The 22,359-nt window shown below is 61.8% G+C and carries 19 protein-coding genes, 1 tRNA gene and 2 pseudogenes; 11 read left to right on the forward strand and 11 right to left on the reverse strand.

Translation table 11 applies throughout. From position 1 onward, the window contains the following. Positions 1–107 precede the first annotated feature (107 nt). Both O7B34_RS17815 and O7B34_RS17820 read left to right on the forward strand, forming a co-directional pair. Positions 108–461 (forward strand): cupin domain-containing protein, encoded by a 354-nt coding sequence (locus O7B34_RS17815; protein ID WP_337147273.1) that lies wholly within the window; start codon positions 108–110, stop codon positions 459–461. A 359-nt stretch (positions 462–820) separates the two neighbouring features. Next, entirely contained in the window at positions 821–1,708 is an 888-nt protein-coding gene (locus O7B34_RS17820; RefSeq protein ID WP_337147274.1) for an MBL fold metallo-hydrolase, read from the forward strand. Positions 1,709–1,751: 43 nt separating this feature from the next. On the opposite strand, the gene O7B34_RS17825 is transcribed toward O7B34_RS17820, so the two are convergent. Both O7B34_RS17825 and O7B34_RS17830 read right to left on the reverse strand, forming a co-directional pair. Beyond that, positions 1,752–1,828, reverse strand: a tRNA-Arg gene (locus O7B34_RS17825). Positions 1,829–1,914: 86 nt separating this feature from the next. Next, positions 1,915–3,078 carry a M20 aminoacylase family protein gene (locus O7B34_RS17830; protein ID WP_140503370.1) on the reverse strand — a complete coding sequence of 388 codons (1,164 nt, stop codon included), beginning with the start codon at positions 3,076–3,078 and terminating at the stop codon, positions 1,915–1,917. Between the two features lie 274 nt (positions 3,079–3,352). Here O7B34_RS17830 and O7B34_RS17835 point away from each other — a divergent pair, with 274 nt between their 5' ends. Beyond that, positions 3,353–4,519, forward strand: a complete 1,167-nt coding sequence (locus O7B34_RS17835) for a D-alanyl-D-alanine carboxypeptidase family protein (protein ID WP_337147275.1) — start codon at positions 3,353–3,355, stop codon at positions 4,517–4,519. Positions 4,520–4,581: 62 nt separating this feature from the next. Further along, complete coding sequence (locus tag O7B34_RS17840; protein ID WP_337147276.1) at positions 4,582–5,688, forward strand: CobW family GTP-binding protein; 1,107 nt, start codon at positions 4,582–4,584, stop codon at positions 5,686–5,688. 3 nt (positions 5,689–5,691) lie between these two features. On the opposite strand, the gene O7B34_RS17845 is transcribed toward O7B34_RS17840, so the two are convergent. The 5 genes from O7B34_RS17845 to O7B34_RS17865 all read right to left on the reverse strand — a co-directional run bounded on the left by O7B34_RS17845 (position 5,692) and on the right by O7B34_RS17865 (position 9,707). After that, positions 5,692–5,940, reverse strand: coding sequence for a sulfurtransferase TusA family protein (locus O7B34_RS17845; protein WP_337139035.1), 249 nt, complete (start codon positions 5,938–5,940; stop codon positions 5,692–5,694). A gap of 51 nt (positions 5,941–5,991) precedes the next feature. Then, positions 5,992–7,311, reverse strand: coding sequence for a murein L,D-transpeptidase family protein (locus tag O7B34_RS17850; protein ID WP_337138990.1), 1,320 nt, complete (start codon positions 7,309–7,311; stop codon positions 5,992–5,994). A gap of 242 nt (positions 7,312–7,553) precedes the next feature. After that, complete coding sequence (locus tag O7B34_RS17855) at positions 7,554–8,504, reverse strand: acetyl-CoA carboxylase carboxyltransferase subunit alpha (RefSeq protein WP_027143535.1); 951 nt, start codon at positions 8,502–8,504, stop codon at positions 7,554–7,556. Between the two features lie 97 nt (positions 8,505–8,601). Continuing rightward, positions 8,602–9,519 (reverse strand): site-specific tyrosine recombinase XerD, encoded by a 918-nt coding sequence (locus O7B34_RS17860; RefSeq protein WP_337147277.1) that lies wholly within the window; start codon positions 9,517–9,519, stop codon positions 8,602–8,604. Positions 9,520–9,554: 35 nt separating this feature from the next. Further along, positions 9,555–9,707: a hypothetical protein gene (locus tag O7B34_RS17865; protein ID WP_015315495.1), complete on the reverse strand. Its 153-nt coding sequence runs from the start codon at positions 9,705–9,707 to the stop codon at positions 9,555–9,557. A gap of 210 nt (positions 9,708–9,917) precedes the next feature. Between O7B34_RS17865 and O7B34_RS17870 the strand changes: the two genes are divergently transcribed. From O7B34_RS17870 to O7B34_RS17890, 5 genes and pseudogenes are all read left to right on the forward strand, one after another. Then, entirely contained in the window at positions 9,918–10,529 is a 612-nt protein-coding gene (locus O7B34_RS17870) for a shikimate kinase (protein ID WP_337147278.1), read from the forward strand. After that, complete coding sequence (aroB, locus tag O7B34_RS17875) at positions 10,526–11,662, forward strand: 3-dehydroquinate synthase (protein ID WP_337147279.1); 1,137 nt, start codon at positions 10,526–10,528, stop codon at positions 11,660–11,662. Before O7B34_RS17870 ends, aroB begins: the two co-directional genes overlap by 4 nt. 1 nt (position 11,663) lies before the next feature. Beyond that, positions 11,664–12,554, forward strand: a complete 891-nt coding sequence (locus O7B34_RS17880) for an HlyC/CorC family transporter (RefSeq protein ID WP_337147280.1) — start codon at positions 11,664–11,666, stop codon at positions 12,552–12,554. Positions 12,555–12,902: 348 nt separating this feature from the next. Beyond that, the gene (locus tag O7B34_RS17885) at positions 12,903–15,179 is read left to right on the forward strand and encodes a sulfotransferase family protein (RefSeq protein ID WP_337147282.1); all 2,277 of its coding nucleotides are present in this window, start codon (positions 12,903–12,905) and stop codon (positions 15,177–15,179) included. A 120-nt stretch (positions 15,180–15,299) separates the two neighbouring features. Then, a pseudogene (locus O7B34_RS17890) lies at positions 15,300–15,758 on the forward strand (alpha/beta hydrolase); the annotation flags it as partial. Positions 15,759–15,833: 75 nt separating this feature from the next. Here O7B34_RS17890 and O7B34_RS17895 read toward each other — a convergent pair. The 3 genes from O7B34_RS17895 to O7B34_RS17905 are packed head-to-tail and all read right to left on the reverse strand — an operon-like array spanning position 15,834 to position 20,669. Further along, positions 15,834–17,378, reverse strand: coding sequence for a SpoVR family protein (locus O7B34_RS17895; protein ID WP_337147283.1), 1,545 nt, complete (start codon positions 17,376–17,378; stop codon positions 15,834–15,836). Positions 17,379–17,386: 8 nt separating this feature from the next. Then, positions 17,387–18,700 (reverse strand): YeaH/YhbH family protein, encoded by a 1,314-nt coding sequence (locus O7B34_RS17900; RefSeq protein WP_337138984.1) that lies wholly within the window; start codon positions 18,698–18,700, stop codon positions 17,387–17,389. A gap of 19 nt (positions 18,701–18,719) precedes the next feature. Next, positions 18,720–20,669, reverse strand: a complete 1,950-nt coding sequence (locus O7B34_RS17905) for a PrkA family serine protein kinase (protein ID WP_337138983.1) — start codon at positions 20,667–20,669, stop codon at positions 18,720–18,722. 257 nt (positions 20,670–20,926) lie between these two features. On the opposite strand from O7B34_RS17905, the pseudogene O7B34_RS17910 reads away from it, so the two are divergent. After that, positions 20,927–21,199, forward strand: a pseudogene (locus O7B34_RS17910) (thiamine pyrophosphate-dependent enzyme); the annotation flags it as partial. A 37-nt stretch (positions 21,200–21,236) separates the two neighbouring features. Here the strand turns inward: O7B34_RS17910 and O7B34_RS17915 are convergent. Next, the gene (locus O7B34_RS17915) at positions 21,237–21,539 is read right to left on the reverse strand and encodes a BolA family protein (protein ID WP_027143523.1); all 303 of its coding nucleotides are present in this window, start codon (positions 21,537–21,539) and stop codon (positions 21,237–21,239) included. 179 nt (positions 21,540–21,718) lie between these two features. Between O7B34_RS17915 and O7B34_RS17920 the strand changes: the two genes are divergently transcribed. Then, positions 21,719–22,348 carry a J domain-containing protein gene (locus tag O7B34_RS17920; RefSeq protein WP_032922426.1) on the forward strand — a complete coding sequence of 210 codons (630 nt, stop codon included), beginning with the start codon at positions 21,719–21,721 and terminating at the stop codon, positions 22,346–22,348. The last annotated feature ends 11 nt before the right edge of the window (positions 22,349–22,359 follow it).

Here is a 22,359-nt window from a genome sequence, read left to right on the forward strand (position 1 = left end):
GGTCATGCCCGGATGCGCGGCCGCGCCTGTTTCGCATTGCACGGCATTGCTCCCGTCATGTGCATCGGCTATCCGACCGCGAACACATGAAGCAAACGGAGCCCGGCATGACGAACAAGACCATCTTCAAATTCGGCCCCGTCGAGCACGCGGAAGCCGGCGACCTGCCTGGCTGGATCGTGGTCGAGGGCCAGCCGACCATGCAGACCGCCGTCCAGCACACGACTGCGGATGGCAAGGTAATATCGGGAACCTGGCGGGCCTCGCCCGGCACCTATCATGCGACCTACACCGACTATGAGTTCGTGCACATGATCGCCGGCCGCATCATCATCACGCCCGACGGCGGCACGCCGGTCGAAGTTGGCCCCGGCGACGCCTTCGTGGTGGAAGCCGATTTCAAGGGCACCTGGAAGATCATCGAGCCGGTGACCAAGCATTTTGTCGTCCGGGTCGGCTGAGCCGGCCTGATCGCATTCGAAGCATGAAAAATCCCGCCATGGTTCGCCATGGCGGGTGACTACGGCCAGCTTCGCGCACATTGCGGCATAGCTACCCGCACCACTACTGCGATCAACCTGCTTCGCTGGGTGTCTCCGATGGCTCAGACCAGGTGCGCTGACGGTGCGCGGACATTTTCTTCGGCGTTGCCCTTGAGCACGACGGCGGCCTATGCGGTATGCCAGTCGATGGAGCTGTGCCACAGGGCGGCCGTCGGCAACGGGTCGCCATTGCCGGAACATTCCCTGAGCCTATATCCCTAGCGAATTCGCGATCGGCCCGACCTCGGTCGTGCCTCCGTAGCCAGAGGATGTTCCGCATGACAAGGTTCAATTCCACGACCAGGCTATTGGCGATGACGGCCTTGACGCTGCTCTATCAAGGCGTGGCAATGGCGCAGATGCCGGCGCAGCAGCCGGATGCAAAATCATTCAAGCTTGGCAAGCTCGACATCGTTGCACTGCACGACGCCCAGTTCGTCAAACCCAACGATGGCAAGACCTTCGGCCTCGATCACAGCCCCGCGGAAGTCGGCGAACTGCTCAAGGCGGCGGGGGCGCCGACCGATACCATCACACTGAGCGTTGACGCCCTGCTGGTCAAATCGAAGACCAGTGTCGTGCTGATCGACACTGGTGTCGGCGGCGCGCTGCAGGACAGCCTGGCCAAGGCCGGTGTCAAACCCGGTGACGTCAACGAGATATTGATCACCCATTCTCATCCCGATCACATCGGCGGACTGGTCAAGGACGGCAAACTGGCTTTTCCCAATGCCACGATAAGGATGTCGGACGTGGAGTGGGATTTTGCCAAGTCCAACAAGGATGCGGCCGATATCGTCAAGGTCATCGCCGACCATGTGAAACCATTCAAGGCCGGCGTCCAAATTGCGCCTGGCATCACCTCGGTAGCGCTCAAGGGCCACACACCTGGCCATGTCGGCTACCAGATCAAATCCGGAGAAGAACGGCTGTTCGATATTGGTGACACGGTGCACAGCTCAATCATCTCGCTCGCCAAGCCGGACTGGGCCTTGGCCTTCGACGGCGACAAGCCGGAAGCGGAGCAGAACAGGGCCAAGACCCTGACGACGCTGGCCGAGGACCACGAGATGATCTTCGCACCACACTTCCCGTTCCCGGGTGTCGGGCAGATCGAGACGGACGGCGACCACTTCAAATGGGTGCCGAGCGACAAGCCTCGGTAGGGATTGCTTCAGGCAATGGAACTGCCAGCCGCTTGAACCCGAGTGGTGATCCCGACAGGAATCGAACCTGTGACCTACAGATTAGGAATCTGCCGCTCTATCCTACTGAGCTACGGGACCACGCGGCCCGACACATAGCCGCTTCGGATCGTTTCGCCAAGAGGGCCGGCCGAACGCAATTCGGCCGGCTTTTTTACTGACCGGCCTCAAGCGGCTAGCGCCGTCTCCGCCAGCTTCACCCAATAGCTCATGCCGTGCGGGATGGCTTCGTCGTTGAAGTCATAGGCCGGGTTGTGAAGACCGGCGGTCTCGCCATTGCCGATGAAGATGAAGGCGCCGGGCCGGGCTTCCAGCATGTAGGAGAAATCCTCGCCGCCCATCACCGGCTGGATCGCGCGGTGCACCTGGGCATCGCCCGCCACGTCGGCGGCCACATCGCTGGCGAAGACCGTCTCATCCGCATGGTTGAACGTTACCGGATAGTTCGCGTCGTAGTCGACTTCGATCGTCGCGCCATAGGCGGTAGCCAGCCCCGCGCAGATCGCCCGGATACGCTCTTCCGATTTCTTGGCCACTTCCTTCTTCAGCGTGCGTACGGTGCCGGCGATCTCGGCCGATTCCGGAATGATGTTGTAAGCGTCGCCCGCGTGGAACTTGGTCACCGACACAACCACGGCCTCGACCGGATCGGTGCTGCGCGAGGCGATCGTCTGCAGGGCGCCGACCAGCTGGCTGGCGATGACGATCGGGTCGATCGTGCCGTGCGGCATCGCCGCATGGCCGCCTTTGCCTTTCACGGTGATGGTGAATTCGGCCGTCGCCGCCATGATCGGGCCTGGACGGATGGCGAACTGGCCGACCGGCAGGCCGGGCATGTTGTGCATGCCGAACACTTTCGCGATAGCGAAGCGCTCCATCATGCCGTCCTTGACCATCTCGTTGCCGCCGCCGCCGCCTTCCTCCGCCGGCTGGAAGATCACCGCAACGGAGCCGGTGAAATTGCGCGTCTCGGCGAGATATTTCGCCGCGCCTAGCAGCATCGCGGTGTGGCCGTCATGGCCGCAGGCATGCATTTTGCCCGGAACGGTCGACGCGTAGGGTTTGCCGGTGATCTCCTTGAGCGGCAGTGCATCCATGTCGGCGCGCAAACCGATCGTGGGGCCTTCCCCCTGACGGCCGCGAATGATGCCGACGACGCCTGTCTTGCCGAGGCCGGTCACCACATCGTCGCAGCCAAACTCTTTCAACTTTTCGGTGACGAAGGCCGCGGTCTTGAAGACATCGAAGTTCAGTTCTGGCGTCTGGTGCAGATGCTGTCGCCAGCCGGCGACTTCGTCCTGCATTTCGGCGGCGCGGTTCAGGATTGGCATGGTGGTTCCATTTCGTTGTTGGTGCAGCCGGCTTCAGCCTGAGGTTTTGCAAATGGGCCGGTGCTTTGCAATTGTGCCGTAGGCTTTGCAATTGTGCCCCGGGCTTTGCAATTGTGATTATCAGGCGCTTTGCCATGTTGGCGTCACATAGGGTAAATAGCACCGCAATAATGCGGTCCGGTTTTTGAGGGTCGGATCCTTATGCTGGCGGTCACGTAACGAAATCTTACGGAGCCAGGGGCAATCAGGGCAAGAGGCGATTTCGGATTCGATCATGCGGCACAGGCATTTCCTCAAACTATTCCCGGCTGGCGCAATCATGCTGTCGGTTCTGGCCGGACCGGCGCTGGCCAATCCGGTGGTGGTCTTCGACCTGAAGAGCGGCCAGATCCTGCAGCATCAGGATGCGTTCAAGCGTTGGTATCCGGCGTCGCTCAGCAAGCTGATGACCGCCTATGTGACCTTCAGGGCGATCGCGGCGGGGGAAGTCCAGCTCGATTCGCCGATCAAGGTGACCAAACACTCCGCCGGCGAACCGCCGAGCAAGATGGGTTTCAAGCCCGGCTCTGTGATGCGGCTCGACAATGCGCTGAAGATGATGCTAGTCAAATCGGCCAACGACATCGCCATGGCGGTCGGCGAGAATGTCGGCGGCTCGCAGGCCGCTTTCGCCGAAAGGATGAACGCCGAGGCGGCCCGGCTCGGCATGAACGGCACCCATTTCGTCAACCCGAACGGCCTTTACTCGCCCGACCAGTACACGACGGCGCGCGACCTTTCGATCCTGGTGATGGCGATCCGCCGCGAGTTCCCGCAATATGCGCCGTGGTTCTCAATCGAGGGGCTCGCGGTCGGCAAGAAGGCGATTCCGAACTACAATCTCCTGATCGGCCGTTATCCCGGCGCCGACGGCATGAAGACCGGCTTCGTCTGCCCGTCCGGCTTCAACATGATCGGTTCGGCGACCCGCAATGGGCGCACGCTGGTGGCTGTCGTGCTCGGCGAGAAGTCGGCGGTCAGCCGTGCCGAAACCGCGGCTAAATTGCTCGATCTGGGCTTTGACGCGCCTGCCGCCGGGTCGACCACCGTCACCACGCTCGCCCCCTACGGCGATCTGATCTCGCCCAACGACATGCATGACGAGGTCTGCAAAAAGAAGACGAAGGCGGAGCAGTCCGAAGCGCCGCCCGCCACCGCCGCCAAGGACGCGCCGAAATCAGCCTATCAGGAGAAGCTCGACCATGTGCCGACACTGGTTGCCGTCGGCCTCGGCGGCGCCACCGGTCCGGCGCCGAAAGCGATCCTCGACGAGGGCGCGCAGGAATATGCCGATGTGCCGATCCCGACCTGGCGGCCTGACAAGCCCATACCCACCGGCACCGGCCCGAAAGTCGCGGGTGCCGCCGCGCAAGGCGACCAGTCGGCCAAGGTCGCGAATTAGAGCATAATCCAAGAAATCCGGTTTTCGCTGGAGATCATGCTCAAATCAAAAGGCAGAATCAGATGAACGGTTTCCCGATCCCCGTCTCGGTGCTGACCGGCTTCCTCGGCGCCGGCAAGACCACGCTGCTCAACCGGCTCCTGAAGGATCCGGCGTTGGCCGACACCGCGGTCATCATCAACGAGTATGGCGAGGTGGCGATCGATCATCTGCTGGTCGAGCAGGCCTCCGACGGCATCATCCAGCTTTCCGACGGCTGCCTGTGTTGCACGGTGCGCGGCGAACTTGTCGACACGCTGGCCGACCTGGTCGATCGGCTGCAGACCGGCCGCATCGCCCGCCTTTCCCGCGTCATCGTCGAGACCACGGGGCTGGCCGACCCGGCACCGGTGCTGCAGTCGATCATGGGCCATCCGGCCCTGGTCCAGGCTTTTCGGCTCGATGGCGTCATCACCCTGGTCGATGCGGTCAACGGCGATGCGACACTTGATGCGCATGTCGAGGCGGTCAAGCAGGTCGCGGTCGCCGACCGCATCGTGCTCTCCAAGGCTGATCTGGTCGCCGATCCCGGCGATCTCGAAGCACTGCGGGCGCGCCTGCGGCAGATCAATCCCGGGGCTCGACTGCTCGATGTCGGGGAGACGAAAGCCGGTGTGGCGGCGCTGTTCGACTGCGGCCTCTACAACCCGGCCACCAAGTCCGCCGACGTGCGGCGCTGGCTCGGCGAAGAGGTCGCGCATGATCACGACCATGATGGCCACCATGATCATCATGATCATCATGATCATGCCCATCGCCACGACCAGCGCGTAAAAACCCATTCGCTGGTGCATGACGGACCGGTGCCGTTTTCAGCGATCGAGATGTTCCTCGATCTCCTGCGTTCCACACATGGCGAGCACCTGCTGCGGATGAAGGGCGTCATCGAACTGCAGGAGGACCCGTCGCGGCCGCTGGTCGTGCATGGCGTGCAGAAGATCCTGCATCCGCCGGTGCGGCTGCCATCCTGGCCGGACAGCCAGCGCGGCACGCGTCTGGTGCTGATTACGCTCGACATGCCGGAAGACTATGTGCGCCGGCTGTTCGCTGCCTTCACCAACCGGCCGTCGGTCGACACGCCCGACCGCGCGGCGCTGGAACACAATCCGCTGGCGATCGCCGGACGTTGAGTCTTACGGGCGCTGTTCGCCGCGTTCGACCAGAAAGCGATGGCCATCGGGCATCGCCGCTGTCTCGATCAATTGGTGACCGCTGTCGGCGCAGAATGCCGGAATATCGATGACGGCCAGCGGGTCGGTGGTCTCCAGCCAGAGCCTGCTGCCGGGCTGCATACCGGCCAGGCGTTTTTTCGCCTTCAGTGCGGGCAAGGGGCAGTTCAGCCCCTTCAGGTCATAGACCGCGGCTTGTTTTAAGTCATGCATATCGTTGACCCAAAACCGCTACGCACTTTTGGGCGACATGCATTGGCCAACTCAGCCGCCGAACATGCCGAGCAGCTTGTTCTTCAGCTTCGTCACGCGGCTCTCATCGGCACTTGCAGCCTGCGTCTCGGCCGCAGGTGCGGCCTCGGTCGGGGCAGCGATGGTCGCGGTGGCGACGGGAGCTTCCTTGGCGGCCTTGGCCGCTTCCTTTGCAGCCACAGCTTGCGCCTTGGCTGCTTCCTTTTCAGCCAACGCCTGTGCCTTGGCTTGCTTGGCGGCCTCGATGGCCGCCAGCCTCTGCTCCTCCGCCTTCTGCTTGGCTGCCTTCTCGGCGTCGAGCGCGGCCATCTTGCGGCCGGCGGGCGAATCGATGCGGCCCATGCGCGCCGTCTCGGTCACCGAACCGTCGGTGTTGAGCGACGGCGGATCGATCGGCACGCGCTCGCCACGAGCCCGGCGCTTCGACCAGTCGGAGACGATGCTGGCTTCCTTGATGCCGGCAATCGTCGGCTTGGGTGGCGGCACGCTGGCCTTGAGCGCGCTGTTGAAGGCCGCGTCATAGGTGCTTTGATAGGTGTTGTAGGCGCTCTTCAGCGAATCCGGCTGCGTGGTCGCCGGGCAGGGACCGGTCGGATTGAAGGTCTGCCCATCGGCGGCCACCTGGTTGAAGACGTAGCGCTTTTCGCAGACGTCGACCTTCGGCGGCACCTTGGTGACCTCGAAATTGTCGTAGCCGACCTTGAGCATCTTCCAGAATTCGTAATTCGGGTCGCTGCGGTAGCGCGCCATATTGGCTGCGGTCATGCGGAACGGAAAAGCCTGGATCTGGAACTCGGTCTGCCCGCCTTGGAAGGCGTCACGACCGAAGGCGTAGATCTGCTCGATCTGTGCGTCGGTCATCGAATAGCAGCCCGATGACGAGCAGGCGCCATGGACCATCAGATTCTGCCCGGTGCGGCCATTGGCACGATCATAGGCGTTGGGAAAGCCGATGTTGAACGACAAATGGTAATTCGAGCGCGGATTCATCTGCGACGGTCGAACCGTGTAAAAACCTTCCGGCGCCTGGCGGTCGCCTTCCGTGTATTTCGGCCCGAGCTTGCCCGACCATTTGCAGATGTCATAGCTCGCTACCATGTCGTAGCGGCCGTTGGTCTTGGCCTTCCAGATTTCGAGCTTGCCTTCTTCCTTGAAGATGCGCGCCATCACCGAGGAGGTGCGGACCATACCCTTGGCTCTCATGTCGGCAAGGATCTTGTCGGGCAGCGGCTTGTTGGCTTCCGGGGCAAAGTCCTTCATCGACGAATCATTGCAGCCCGCGACGGCTATCGAGGCGGCAAGGACTCCAGTACGTGCAAGCTTGGCAAACATGGGCAAGGCTATGTCTTTTTTCTCGGGCCAATGGCTTCGAAACGGCCAAACCCGCATGCTGAACACCGACGGACCGTAAGCCCGTTAACCTTGAAAATTCCTTACCGCAAGGCTCGGCCAATCTCTCACGGTGATTTCATTGAACCGAATGGGGCGGCATTTTTGTGGCGAAATTGCTCATCGCCGCCACATTGCCAAGGATAGGGAGCTTCCGCCAGCCGTGTTCCGCCGCCCAAGGGGCGTCAGAGGCTGCGGCCCATCGCCAGGTATTTCTCGCGGCGCTGTTCGCGGAAATCGGTGTTGGCGCCGGCAAATTCCTTCATCGTCTTGGCGATGAGATCGCCGGTCGCGGCAATCACCGTTTCGGGCGCGCGCTGGGCACCTCCCATCGGCTCGGGGATGATGGCGTCGATGATCTTCAGTTCCAGCAGGTCCTGGGCGGTGATCTTCATGTTGGTCGCCGCGTCCTTGGAGCGGGTCGTGTCGCGCCACAGGATAGAGGCGGCGCCTTCAGGCGAAATCACCGAATAGATGGCGTGTTCCAGCATGTAGACGCGGTTGGCGGTGGCGATCGCGATGGCGCCGCCCGAACCGCCTTCGCCGATGACCACCGAGATCGACGGCACTTTCAGGCCAAGGCAGGCCGAGGTCGAGCGGGCTATGGCTTCGGCCTGGCCGCGCTCCTCGGCGCCGACGCCGGGATAGGCGCCGGCCGTGTCGACCAGCGTCAGCAGCGGGATCTTGAAGCGATCGGCAAGCTCCATCAGCCGCACCGCCTTGCGATAGCCTTCGGGGCGCACCGAGCCGAAATTGTGCTTCAGGCGGCTCGCCGTGTCCGAACCCTTTTCCTGGCCGAGGATTGCAATGGGTTCGCCGCGAAAACGGGCAAAACCGCCGACGATCGCCTGGTCTTCGCCGAAATTGCGGTCGCCGGCGAGCGGCGTGAAGTCGCTGAACAGGCTCTTGATGTAGTCGACGCAGTGCGGCCGGTCGGAGTGGCGCGCCACCTGCACCTTCTGCCATGGCGTCAGCGCCTTGTAGAGTTCGCGCAGCGCATCGCGCGAGCGCTTCTCGAGCCTGGTGATCTCATCGGCGACATCGACCGCCTCGCCGTTCTCGGCAAGCTTCTTGAGCTCGAGGATCTTGAGCTCAAGATCCTGCACCGGCTTTTCGAAATCGAGGTAATTGTACATGCTTGGGCGGACCGATGCGTCGGAAGGCAAGACTGCGGAACCATTGAAACCAAGGCTCCGGGCGGTGAAATGTCGTCCTCACATAGCGATATGAGGTCTAGTCGGCAAGCGGATGATGATCGTTGACCAACCGCACCAGCCGCTCCTCCAGCACGTGGGTGTAAATCTGTGTCGTCGATATGTCGGCATGGCCGAGCAGTTGCTGCACGGCCCTGAGATCGGCGCCGTTCTGCAGGAGGTGGCTGGCGAAAGCATGGCGCAGCACGTGCGGTGAGATCTTGGCCGAGGCAATGCCGGCGCGCGCCGCCAATCCTTTCAGGTCACGGGCAAAGACCTGGCGCGAGAGATAGCCGCTGTCGGATGCCGCCGGAAACAGGAACGGGCTGTTGGCGAAGGCGGGCAGCTTGGCCCGAGCGCCAAGCCAGCTCCGCATCGCCGCGCGCGCCTTGGCCGACAGCGGCACCATGCGTTCCTTGTCGCCCTTGCCGCGCACCATGAAGAAACGGTCGTCGCGTTGCGCCACCGTCACCGGCAGGCCGACCAGCTCGGAAACGCGCAGACCCGTGGCGTAGAGCACTTCGACCAGCGCATGCAGGCGCAGCGCCGCCAGCCTGTCGGCGTGGCCGAGCCCGGCATCGCCGGCTTCGTGCGCGGCGCGGTCGATCAGCCGGCCGGTTTCGGCCTCGCTCATCGTCTTGGGCAGCGGGCGGCCCTTTTTCGGGCTGTCAAGCGTGCCGGTCGGGTCGTCGCCGCGCAAACCTTCGGCATAGAGGAACTTGAAGAATTGGCGGATCGCCGACAGTTTGCGCGCCTGCGAGGTCGGCGCGAAGCCGTGCGCGGCAATGTCGTCGAGATAGGCCCTGATATCGGCGGCACCTGCGCGGGCAAGTCCGCCATCGATCCCGTCGGAAGCATCCTCCAGATCGCGGCGATAGGAGGAAAGCGTATTCTCGGCCGCCCCCCGCTCGGCACTCATCATTTCCAGGAAGGCCTCGATACGGGCGGCGCTGTTCATTTCCTTGAGGCGGTTCCGAGTCAGTTTTTTGGGGTTCAGTTTTTCTTAGGATTGAGCTTTTCCGGCGGAATACGCACGCTCATTTCCGCTTTTTTCGGCTCGACGAACATCACCAGCGCGAACATCGTACCATAGGCAATGCCAGCCAGAATCGCGAGAGTCACGACAAAGCGAAACAGTGTCGGCATCAATTCTCGCCCGTCTTTTTGTTCTGCGTTTCCAAACCCTGTGCCCTTATGGGACGCCAACCCGGCCAATTCAAGGAAGAAGCGGGGCCCTGTTAGCAACTTCTGATGCGAGCGTCGCCCTGTCCATATCAGCCCAAGGCACTCGGCACGCTTGACGCAAACCGGCTTTTCATGTCGATACGCCGGCAAAGAGGGCCCAAGAAACAGCTGATGAACGCGTTACAGGCAAATCCTCCAGGCGAGACCCATGCCGCGCTGCTTGGCCGGCTGGGCGGCCGGTCCATTGTCTTTGTCGGGCTGATGGGCGCCGGCAAGACGGCGATCGGCCGCAAGGTGTCGACGATGCTTTCGCTGCCCTTCATCGACAGCGACCAGGAGATCGAGAGCGTGTCGCGGATGACCGTTCCGGAACTGTTCGAGCGCTATGGCGAGACCGAGTTCCGGGCTTTGGAACAGCGTGTCATCCTGCGCGTGCTTGAAAACGGCCCGCAGGTCCTGTCGACCGGCGGCGGTGCCTTCATGAACGCGCAGACGCGCGAAGCCATCGCCACGCACGGCGTGTCGGTGTGGCTGAAGGCCGAGCTCGATCTTCTGATGGACCGCGTTTCCAAGAAGCAGAACCGGCCGCTTTTGAAAAGCGCGGATCCCCGCGCCGTGCTGGAGCGGCTGATGGGGGAGCGCTATCCGGTCTATGCCACCGCTGACATCACCGTGCCGACCCGCGACGATCGCAAGGAGGTCATCGCGGCCGAGGTGCTTGAGGCGCTGTGCCGGCATTTCGGCATCGATGCGATAGCCGCGACGGGCGAGGTCGATACATGAGCGCGGATCAGCCTGTCACCGTCGAAGTCGGTCTGGGCGACCGGGCCTACGACATCTTGATCGGCTCGGGCCTGCTGTCGCGCGCCGGCGCCGAGATTTCACGCCGGCTGCCCGGCACACGCGCCGCCGTCGTGACCGACGAGAACGTCGCCGCCGCGCATCTCGATGCGCTGAAGGCCGGGCTCGAGAAGGGTGGCATCCAGCCGGCCGTCATCACGATGCCGCCCGGCGAGAAGACCAAGAGCTTTGCCCATCTCGAGGCGGTGGTCGATGGCGTCCTGGCGGCCAGGCTGGAGCGCGGCGATGTCGTCATCGCCCTTGGCGGCGGCGTCATCGGCGATCTCACCGGTTTTGCAGCCGGCATCGTTCGGCGTGGCATGAATTTCGTGCAGGTTCCGACCTCGCTTCTGGCTCAGGTCGATTCGTCGGTCGGCGGCAAGACCGGCATCAACAGCCCGCGCGGCAAGAACCTCGTCGGGGTCTTCCTCCAGCCCAGGCTGGTGCTGGCCGACACCGAAGTGCTCGACACGCTGCCGATCCGCGAATTCCGCGCCGGCTATGCCGAGCTTGCCAAATACGGGCTGATCGACCGCCCGGAATTCTTCGCCTGGCTGGAAGCCAACTGGGAAAAGGTGTTCGCCGGCGGACCGGAACGGGTCGAGGCCATTGCCGAGGCCTGCCGCGCCAAGGCCGATGTCGTTGCCCGTGACGAGTTCGAGACCGGTGACCGCGCCCTGCTCAATCTCGGGCACACTTTCGGCCATGCGCTGGAAGCCGCCACGCAGTATGACGGCGCTCGCCTTGTCCATGGCGAAGGGGTGGCCATCGGCATGGCGCTGGCGCACCGGTTCTCGTCGCGGCTCAATCTCGCCAGCCCCGACGACGCGGCCCGCGTCGAGGCGCATCTGCGTGCCGTCGGGTTGCCGTGGCAGATGGCCGATATTCCGGGCGAACTGCCAGATGCCGAGGCCCTGCTTTCATTCATCACGCAGGACAAGAAGGTGTCGCGCGGCGCACTGACCTTCATTCTGACGCGCGGCATCGGCCAGGCCTTCATCGCCAAGGACGTGCCGGCCTCGGAAGTGCTGTCGTTCCTCAGGGAAAGCCACCCAGCCAGCCGGAAAGCCGGCTGAGATGGACACTGGCTGGATCGTCGTCGCCGTCCTTGCCATCGTCGTCCTGCTGGTCGTTGCCGTGCGCATACGCCTGCTTGCGATGTTCGGCTATGAACTGTCGCGCATCGAGCCGCCGCGCTCGAGCCAGGACGAATTGCGCGGCGCGGTCGACGATTTCCGCCGCGACGGGCAGATGGTGCGCGAGGACCGCGACCGCATCGGCGGTCTGTTCGATCTCGAAGAGCTCGAAGTGTCCGACGTCATGGTCCACCGCACCAACATGCGCTCGGTCAATGCCGACAACGCGCCGGAAGCGGTGGTGCGCGAGATCCTGCAGAGCCCGCATACCCGCATGCCGCTCTGGAAAGGCTCGCTCGACAACATCGTCGGCGTGCTGCACGCCAAGGATCTGCTGCGGGCGCTGAACGAGGTCGGCAACGATTTTTCGCAGATCGACGTGATGAAGATCGCGTCAAAACCCTGGTTCGTGCCCGACACCACGACCTTGCAGGAACAGCTCAATGCGTTCCTGCGCCGCAAGGCGCATTTTGCCGTCGTCGTCGATGAATATGGCGAGGTCGAGGGGCTGGTGACGCTGGAGGACATCATTGAGGAGATCGTCGGCGAGATCGCCGACGAGCATGATGTCGACATCCAGGGCGTCAAGCAGGAGGCCGACGGTTCCGTCGTGGTCGAAGGCACGGTGCCGATCCGCGACCTCAACCGGGCGCTCGACTGGAACTTGCCCGACGAAGAGGCGACCACCATCGCCGGCCTCGTCATCCACGAGGCGCAATCGATCCCCGAGGAGAAGCAGGCTTTTACGTTCCACGGCAAGCGCTTCGTCGTCATGAAACGCGACAAGAACCGGATTGCCAGGGTCAGGATCCGGCCGGCCGGCGACAGTTAGAGCGGTTCAGTGTTTGATAGAATCGTCTAACTCTTTGTTCTTACGCAAGACCACTAGAGACGCCCGATCTGTGCTGAGCGAGAACGGGACTAGCAGGAGCGCTTCACGCCAACTGCGCTGCCAAAGAGGCCAACGGCTATGCCGGCATTGACGCAACCGACCTCTCAACCTCTTCCTTACCAAGGGAGTGCTCTACCACTGAGCCACAGAAGATGGGGTGGAAACCAGACTGGGAAACGCCATTAACGTGCGCCGCCGGATAATGTTCCGGACACCAAAAGGGCCCGCCAGGTGGGACCCGACGGGCAAAAGTTCAGGATGCTGGGATCAACCAGCATAGGTCAACGAATGGCGGCGGCATTGGTTGCGGAGGGATTGACCCAGCAGATGCGCCACTTGGGTTTCTTTGACGGCCAGCTACCCGGATCACCCCAAAAACAGTCACATTGTGCAGTCGTCTTGTACCGATTTCTATTTGCGGATGCCGACGTGATCGGGCTATCGGAAGGCCTAGGCTGGGTGGGATCGGTGGATAACGGAATGGATATCGGAATAGCAACGCGCCCGAGCGGCGACATCGGCGACATCGTTGAAGACAGCGTCGAATTTGTGCTGCTTGTCGAGGCGGGCATTCTCGAAGCGCAAGCCCTTTTGCTATGCGAAAGCCTACGGTGTTTCGCCGGCGCCTATTCGCGGTGCCCGATAACGGTCGTGTCGCCAAGAAGCAGCCGTCGCCCATCCTTGTCTACACTCCACCAACTCAAGCGACTGAATGTCGAATATCTACCGATCGAGATAGAAAGCTGCTGTCCGCACTACGGCCCGTCCTATCGTGTTCATGCGCTCGCCCACGTCGAACGTCGGCCTGGGCCGCCAATCATTATCCAGGTCGATAGCGATACAATATTCATCGCTGAGCCGGACTTTTCGTTGGACACAAATTCGGCCGCCGCACGCCCGGTGGACGTTAAAGGGATGTGCACGACGGGTTCTGGTGACCCATTCGACGATTACTGGAGGAAGGCATGCGCACTTGTCAGCGTCGACTATGAGCATCTCCCGGTCGTGCAAACAACTGTCCATGGTCAGGCAGTGCGAGCGAGCTACAATGGTGGGCTTTTTGTAGCAAAACGATCACACGGGCTATTTCAGCGTGCCGAAGACATTTTGGAACGATTGGTGGCTGCCGATATGAAGTCGTGGCCCGACGGCCCAATCATCAACACCGGGACCGGGGCTCTGGACGGAGAGGCCACCGCTTTTTGGGGCACGAGCCAAGCCGCCCTTTCGCTGGCTGCAGTCGCCGGAAACCACCCCGTGCGAATGTTGCCAGCCACGCATAATTTCCCTCTCAACCACTTGGCTGCGCTTGCGGCCCCTGACACGGCGCGGTTGGTCCACGTCCACTATCACGGACTGTTCAGCGCCGGGTCGGCGGGTGCAAATCCGGTGTTGGACGGAACGCTGGAGCTTCCGGCAGGAATTTCGGAATGGCTTGCGGCCCGGCTGCCGCTGTCGGAACACCCGCAACAGGCTGCCCCGACGCGTGACCTCCCAAAACTGCCCCGGAGAAAGGCAATCCTCATCCTGGGCATGCACCGCAGCGGCACCTCGGCGCTTGGTGGCGTGATCAACGCACTGGGAGCGACCGGTCCGAAGAATCTGCTGCCCGCCAATTCCCACAATCCCACGGGATACTGGGAGAGCGCCCGCCTCAATCTGGCCAATGACGACTTACTCGCATCGGCAAACTCCTCTTGGCATGACTGGCGAGCGCTCGACCCGCAATGGATGCAATCGCGGGCCGCAGAGCGGCATCGACACAAGATCAGAGCAGTCCTCGGCAACGAATTCGGCGACGAGCCCTTGTTTTTTGTCAAGGATCCGCGGATTTGCCGATTTGCCTCGTTCATATCGTCGATCTTGGCCGAGATGGAGGTCGATACGGTCGCATTTCTGCCGATCCGCAACCCTCTTGAGGTCGCGCTGTCGTTGAAGCGGCGAGATGGCTTGCCGATGGCGAAATCACTTCTGCTTTGGCTGAGGCACGTGCTCGAAGCGGAGCACCAGTCACGAGACATGCCACGTCATTTTTTGCGTCACGAAGATTTCCGCACTGACTGCCGGCGGCAATTGAACCATGCGGCTGACGAAACCGGGGTCATCTGGCCGGCTCCTGCTAACCAGTCCGATATCGAGATTGAAAAGTTCCTGAACGAGGACCTGCATCACGAGAGAGCCTCGATCGAAGAGCTGCGAAACCATCCGGACATCACACCTCTGATCCGGACCGCGTATGAGATTTTGCGTTCCATGGCGGTCGACGGCGAAAGCCGTGAACTGCGCGCTCAACTGGATCTGGTACGTACGATATTCAACGAGAGCTGTGATGTTCTGGCGATAGCGACGGCGGAGGCTGAACATCTCCGTGGAGAGCTTCGAGGGCGGATTTTAGATCATGAGGCGGTCGTTCGTGCTCACCACGAGCTCAGCCTCGAATGTGACGTGATTGTCCGCGATCGGGACGCTTTCCTCGCAGAACGCAACGCGCTTCTCGCGTCCCGCAGCTGGCGCTGGACCGCACCCTTGCGATGGGTACGCGGTCCCTTCTTGCGCCGAACTTGATGACGGCAAGCCCGCGCGATGCGGTGCTCGACACGAACTGTGGTTGGTTTGTCGAGGAACAGTCATACGCCTCCCCAAATTCACCCTCCCTGCAGCAGGCGCCAGATATCCGACCAATACGCCCAACATGGCGGTGACCCCAACCGCATCGTCGGCATGGGCCATTCGGCGGGCTGCCATCTGATTGCGTTGACCGGCATGAGCGGCGAATTGCCCGGCGTTGCCGGGCTGCTTCTCGACGATACCAGAGCCTATGATCTTGCCGCCCTCGCCAAACATGGCGGCATGGTGCGGGCCTATTCGCGGGTCTTTTCCGATCCTTCGCAATGGGCGGCGCTGTCGCCGGCGAGCTATGTGGATGGTCGCAAGCATCCGCCGACGTTCATCGCCTATTCTCGCGCCGATGGTCGCGGCGAGCAGTCCACGGCCTTTGCCGAGCGCCTGCGCGCCAGCGGCACTGATGTGACGCTGTTCGACGGTAGCGCCTATACGCACATGTTGATCAACCGCGACTTCGGCGAGGGTGATGATGCGCTGACCATAGCGGCGCTGGCGTTCCTGAAATCGACGGTCGGCTGAGCGCACCCAGCGTGCCCGCAGGGCATGTTCCACTCGTTCCGCTCGACAGCCTACGATGCGGCCCGAAGCCGGAACTCAGCAGTCATTACTGGAGCGTTCGTTGAGTGTCGCACCGGTTTCGGCGTCGACCGAAGCCAGGCTGACTTCGTAACCCCAGAGGCTCCGGATGTGGCGCAGGGTGGCGTCGCGGCTGCCATTGTCGAGCAGGACGCCCTCCTTCACCTCGTGTTGCAGCCGTAAATGCCGGTTACCGAGCAGGTCGACGTCCACTACCTGGATATCCGGCCGGCTCGCCCCGATGTCGTAGCTCTGGGCCAGCGCGGCACGTATCTTTTGGTAGCCGCGCTCATTGTGGATCGAGGCGACCTCGTAATGCGAGTCGTCGGCTTGGTCGGCCAGGACAAACATCCGCCATTTCCGTATCAGGGCTGGGCTGAGGTGCTGGCGGACGAAGGATTCATCGCGGTGATTGGCCCATGCGTCCAGCAGCACCTCGCGCCAGTCACCGCGGCCCGCAATGTCGGGAAACCAGTCGCGGTCCTCCGCCGTCGGCTCGATCGAAATGCGCTGGATGTCCTGCATCATGTCGAGGCCGAGCGCGTATGGGTTGATACCGGAGAACCGGGGGTCGTCGAAAGCCGGCTGGAAGATCACATTGGAATGGTTGCGTAGGACCTCGAGCATGGCGCCCTCGCTGATCTGACCGCGGTCGAACAATGCGTTCATGAGGGTGTAGTGCACGAAGGTGGCGCAGCCTTCATTCATCACCTGCGTTTGCCGCTGCGGATAGAAATACTGCGCAACGACACGCACGATGCGGATGATCTCGCGCTGCCACGGCTCCAGGACAAGGCTGTTCTTCTCGAGGAAATAGAGCAGATTTTCCTCGGGCAGGTTGAGCGATTTCTTCCGCTCCGTCAGGCCCTCATCCTTCTTCTCGGTCTTGCTGGTGTCCTGTGAAGGAGGCAGCGTGCGCCATAAATCGTTGTAGGAGCGCTCTTCGTATTCCAGGCGCTCGCGCAGCCCTTCACGCTGCCGCTCTGACGACAGCTTTGGCGGCCTGTGGTATCGGAACACGCCTTGCTCCATGAGCGCGTGGGCGCTATCGAGAATGCTTTCCACGGCTGACAATCCGTGCCGCTCCTCGCATCGGGCAATGTAGCCCTTGGCGAACTCCAGGTAGCTCAGGATTCCCCCGGCATCGGTCCACTGCTGGAAAAGGTGATTGTTCTTGAAGAAATGATTGTGTCCGAGCGCCGCATGCGCCGTCACCAGGGCCTGCAGGGCCATGGTGTTTTCCTCCATCAGGTAGACGATGCAGGGATTGGAATTGATGACCAGTTCATAGGCCAGCCCCCGGCCGCCCTTGCGGTAGAGAAAGTCCTGGTACAGGAAATGCTTGCCGAACGACCAATGACGATACATCAGCGGCATGCCGACCGATGAATAAGCGTCGAGCATCTGTTGCGAAGAAATGATCTCCATCTGCACCGGATAGGTGTCCAGCTTGAGCTCCTCGACGGCGATTGCCGCGATCGCCTCATAAGCCTGCGACAATTTCTGGAAATCCCAGTCGGATCCGGAAAAGAGCAAACCCGGTTTGCTGGCTGTCCTGGCCATGGTTCCCCTCAGGCACTCTTGCGGAGCGCGGGCTGTTTGGCGAAGAGCTGACGAAAGACAGGATAGATATCGGCGGCGGTGGCTATTCGGCTCATCTGGAAGTTCGGCCAGTTTGACTCAATGGCGCTGTAGGCCCGCCAGAGCGACGTCCCGTTTTCGGTCGCGCCGAAGATGTGGCTCTCGCGTTCGTCGATGATCTCGACATAGGCGAAATACTGGCACAGGCGCATGAGCTTGCCGTTCAGCAGGGCGATGCAGCGCTCGGAATCGGTGGCGAAATTGTCGCCGTCCGAGGCCTGGGCGGCGTAGATGTTCCACTCGCTCGCGGGATAACGCTGCTCGATGACGCGATGCATTTCCTCGAGCGCGGTGGAAACGACGGTGCCGCCGCTTTGCGTGCAGTAGAAGAAGGTTTCCTCATCCACCTCCTGCGCTTCATGCGTGTGGCGGATGAAGACGATTTCGGTACGCTCATAACGTCTTTTCAGGAACAGGTGCAGCAGCACGAAAAAGCGCTTGGCAAGGTCCTTCTCGCGCTCGCCCATCGAGCCCGACACATCCATCAAGCAGAACATGACCGCTTTCGCATTCGGCACCGGGCGCGGATCGAAGCGGTTGAACCGGATGTCTACCGGGTCGACGAAGGCAATCCGCCGGCGCCGGCGTTCCAGCCGCTCGATCTCCTCTTTGAGGGCCGCGACGCGCTCGCGCGTCTGAGCATTGGGCCGTGCGGCCTCCAGCGAGGCGAGGTCCTGCATGATCGCGTCTACCGCCGCTTGCTTGGGGCGCCTGAGCGCAATGCGGCGGCCGTGGCTGTTGCGCATCGTGCGGCCGACATTGATGTTGGTCGGCGAACCGGTGGCCGCGAAACCCGCCCGGCGCGGCTTGAAGGCAAGGATCTCCTTGAGATTGAGCTTCACCAGGTCGGGCAGTTCGAGATCCTCGAAGAAAAGATCGAGCACCTCCTCGCGCGACAGGACGAAACGAAAGTCGTCCTCGGATGCGGTGTTTCCCGGTGACGAACCGCCCTTGCCTCCGCCCTGGCCAGGTTTGGGGATCAGATCCCCCTGGGCGAATTGCCTGTTGCCCGGCAGGATGTGCCGGCGCCGGCCGGTGTCCCTGGCGTCGTTGAAGGTCGGCTCGCCGGTGCCTCTCTCGGGCATCGGCACGACATGCTCCGCGTCCACGTCGGCGATCCGCCCAGCGCGGATCTGGTCGCGAATGCTGCGCTTGAGTTCCTCGCGGGCACGCCTGAGGAAGCGCTGGCGATTGCCAAGGCTTTTGTCCTTCGGATTCAGGCGGCGGTCGATAAAGATCGGCATGCAACCATTCGGACTGCTCTCAGCCCGCCTTGTTCACCCGCATGTACCAATCGACCAGCCGGCGGACCTGCCGTTCCGTATAACCGCGCTCCACCATCCGCTGGACGAATTCACTGTGCCGTTTTTCGGTGACGCTGTCCTGCTTGGAGCCGAAGCTGATCACCGGCAGGAGGTCCTCGACCTGGCCGAACATGCGCTTTTCGATCACCTCGCGCAGCTTCTCGTAGCTCGTCCATGAAGGGTTCCGGCCATGGTTGCGCGCCCGGGCACGCAGCGTGAACTTCACCACCTCGTTGCGGAAATCCTTCGGATTGGCGATGCCTGCCGGCTTTTCGACTTGCGACAATTCGCTGTCCAGCACCTCGCGGTTGAGGATTTGGCCGGTATCGGGGTCCTTGTAGTCCTGATCCTCGATCCAGGCATCGGCATAGGCGATGTAGCGGTCGAACAGGTTCTGGCCATATTCGCTATAGGACTCCAGATAGGCCTTCTGGATTTCGTGGCCGATGAACTCGGCGTAACGGGCAGCCAGTTCCGACTTGATGAATTCGAGATAGGCCGCTTCCATCTCCTTCGGAAACTGCTCCCGCTTGATCGCCTCTTCCAGTATGTACATCAAATGCACCGGATCGGCGGCCACTTCCGCGGTGTCATAGTTGAACGTCTGCGACAGGATCTTGAAGGCAAAGCGCGTGCTGACGCCGGTCATGCCTTCGTCGACGCCGGCGGCGTCGCGATATTCCTGGACTGACTTCGCCTTCGGGTCGACTTCCTTCAGGTTCTCACCGTCATAGGCGCGCATTTTGGTGTGCAGCGGTGAATTGTCATGCTCGGCAAGGCGCGTCGAGACGCTGAACCGGCTGAGGATGTCCAACACCTCGGGCGCGCAGGGGCTGGCGGCCAATTCACTCTCGCGCAGCAGTTTTTCGTAGATTTGCCTTTCTTCGGTGATGCGCAGGCAATACGGCACCTTGACCACGAGAATGCGATCGAGAAATGCCTCGTTGTTCTTGTTGTTCTTGAACTGTTGCCACTCGGATTCATTGGAATGGGCAACGATGATGCCCTGGTAGGGAAAGGCACCGAAATTCTCGGTGCCGTTGTAACTGCCTTCCTGGGTCGCCGTCAGCAATGGATGCAGCACCTTGATCGGCGCCTTGAACATCTCGACGAATTCGAGCAGACCCTGCGTCGTCCGGTTCAGCCCGCCGCTGTAGGAATAGGCGTCGGGGTCGGACTGGCTGAAATTTTCCAATTGCCTGATGTCGACCTTGCCAACCAGGGCTGAGACATCCTGATTGTTCTCGTCGCCAGGCTCTGTCTTGGCAATGCCGATCTGGCGCAGCCGCGACGGCATCAGTTTGACGACGCTGAATTTGGAAATGTCGCCGGACAATTCGTCGAGGCGCTTGGCCGCCCATGGCGAGATAAGCCCGTTCAGGCGGCGCCGGGCTATTCCGTATTTGTCCTCCAGGAGATCGCCCATGCGATCCGGATGGAACAGGCCAAGCGGCGATTCGAAAACCGGACTGATCTGGTTGCCGACCTTCAGCGTGTAGATCGGGCGCTCCTCCATCAATTTCTTCAACCGTTCGGCCAAGGAGGATTTACCGCCGCCGACCGGGCCCAGGAGGTAAAGGATCTGCTTGCGCTCCTCGAGGCCCTGAGAGGCATAGCGGAAATATCCGGCGATGCGCTCGATCGTATCCTCCATCCCGTAAAAGTCGGAGAAGGAGGGATATATCTTGACGGTCCGGTTCGAGAAAATGCGGCCGAGCCGCTCGTCCTTGCTGGTGTCGACCAGGTCAGGCTCGCCGATCGCCTCGACCATTCGTTCCGGCGCCGAGGCATACATCGACTTGTCTTCGCTGCAGGCAAGCAGATATTGCTGGAGACTTATCTCCTCCTGGGCGGCGTTTGCATAAATTTCCGAAAAGAGATGGAAGACGTCGGATGGGTTCTCACGCATGATCATTGCCTTCAGAGCCATTCTGGCGGGGCACACACATTCAACTGCGGGATGGCATTGTTTGTTCCGTCGACGCGCGTGCATCTGGCATCAAAATCCTGGCATCGCTCCAGCCCGAATGGCTGCCTGTCCTGATTGAGCGCTCGCAGCGTCCGCGAAGACCTGCGATCTGGAGATCGACCGCGACTTCGGCAGGGATGGCGACGCGCTGACCGCCGCGGCGCCCTGTGGCTGGATCATGCCAAAAGCGGCGGCGGCAGGCGCGGGAACATCTCGACGTGGTGACGCTCGTCTTTTCCAACCGCACCTATGCGATCCTGCATGGCGAGATGCGTAATGTCGGCGTGAACGCGATCGGCGAGAATGCGCGCCGCATGCTCGATCTCGACCATCCGGCGCTGGACTGGGTTTCGCTGGCCAAAGGCATGGGCGTGGAGGCGGCGCGTGCGGATAGCTGCGAACGTTTCGACGCGCTGCTCGACGCTGCCTTGTCTCGCCCGGGGCCGTTTCTGATCGAAGCGGTCATCTGAGCGCAGCGTGAGAGGCGCAGCTGGCTCGCAGCTTGGCCTACCAGCGCGTCTGTTCACCGGGCGCCGCGGGCTCGATCGCCAGCGCGTGCACGCCCGCGTTCAACTCGTCGGCCAGAAGCTGGTTGACGGCGCGATGACGGTCGATGCGGCTCATGCCCGTAAAACTCCGAGAGACGATACGGACACGGAAATGCGTCTCGCCGGTGCCGTCGAATTCTGTGTGGTGACCGGATTCCACGTGATGATGGCCGGCGTGGAGATGGCTTTCGTTGAGGATGACGAGCCGCTCGGGCGAAAATGCCTTGTTGAGCTTGTCTTCCATGGTCGCCTGTATGGACATCGTCTTTTCCCTTCACCACATATGGCTGGCTCGCCGCCATGAAAGCCGAAAATCGGGCTCACCAGGCCGCTGGCGTACAACAAAATCGGTCATTCGCCCGCTTTAAGCCGCGATTCAGCGGTTAGGGCGATGATCGCGAAAATGTCAATTCTTGTTTCGCATCTGCGAACGCCCCATAAATGGGTGAGATGAAGCCGTATCCCAAATATTTCGAGAAGATTCGCGTCCGTCCAGACAAGGACGCGGAGGTGAAGGCGCACGCGCCGATTTGCCAGTGGGATGGCTGCAAGGAGGCGGGCACGCATCGCGCGCCTGTCGGGCGCATGAAGGAGGGCGAGTATTTCCGCTTCTGCTTCGACCATGTGCGCGAGTACAACAAGGGCTTCAACTACTTCTCCGGCGTGCCGGACACCGAGGTCGCCCGCTTCCAGAAGGAAGCGATGACCGGCCATCGGCCGACCTGGAAGATGGGCGTCAACGGCGCCTCGACACGCTCCTCGCCCGATATGGCGCAGATGCGCTCCGGCCGCGCCGGCTACTACAATCGCATGCGCGACCCGTTCGACCTGTTCAAGGGGCCGAAGGATCCGCGCGAGGCGCGCGAGCGCAAGGCCAAGCCCCTTGAGGCCAAGGCGCTGGAAACGCTTGGCCTTGATACAAAGGCGACTGGCAAGGACATCAAGGCGCGCTATAAGGAACTGGTGAAGCGTCACCATCCGGATGCGAATGGCGGCGACAGAGGTTCGGAAGACCGGTTCCGCGATGTGCTTCAGGCCTATCGCGTGCTCAAACAGGCAGGCCTGTGCTGAGCGACCCTATG

The sequence above is a fragment of the Mesorhizobium sp. Cs1299R1N3 genome (genome assembly GCF_037179625.1).
Lineage (GTDB): Bacteria > Pseudomonadota > Alphaproteobacteria > Rhizobiales > Rhizobiaceae > Mesorhizobium > Mesorhizobium salmacidum.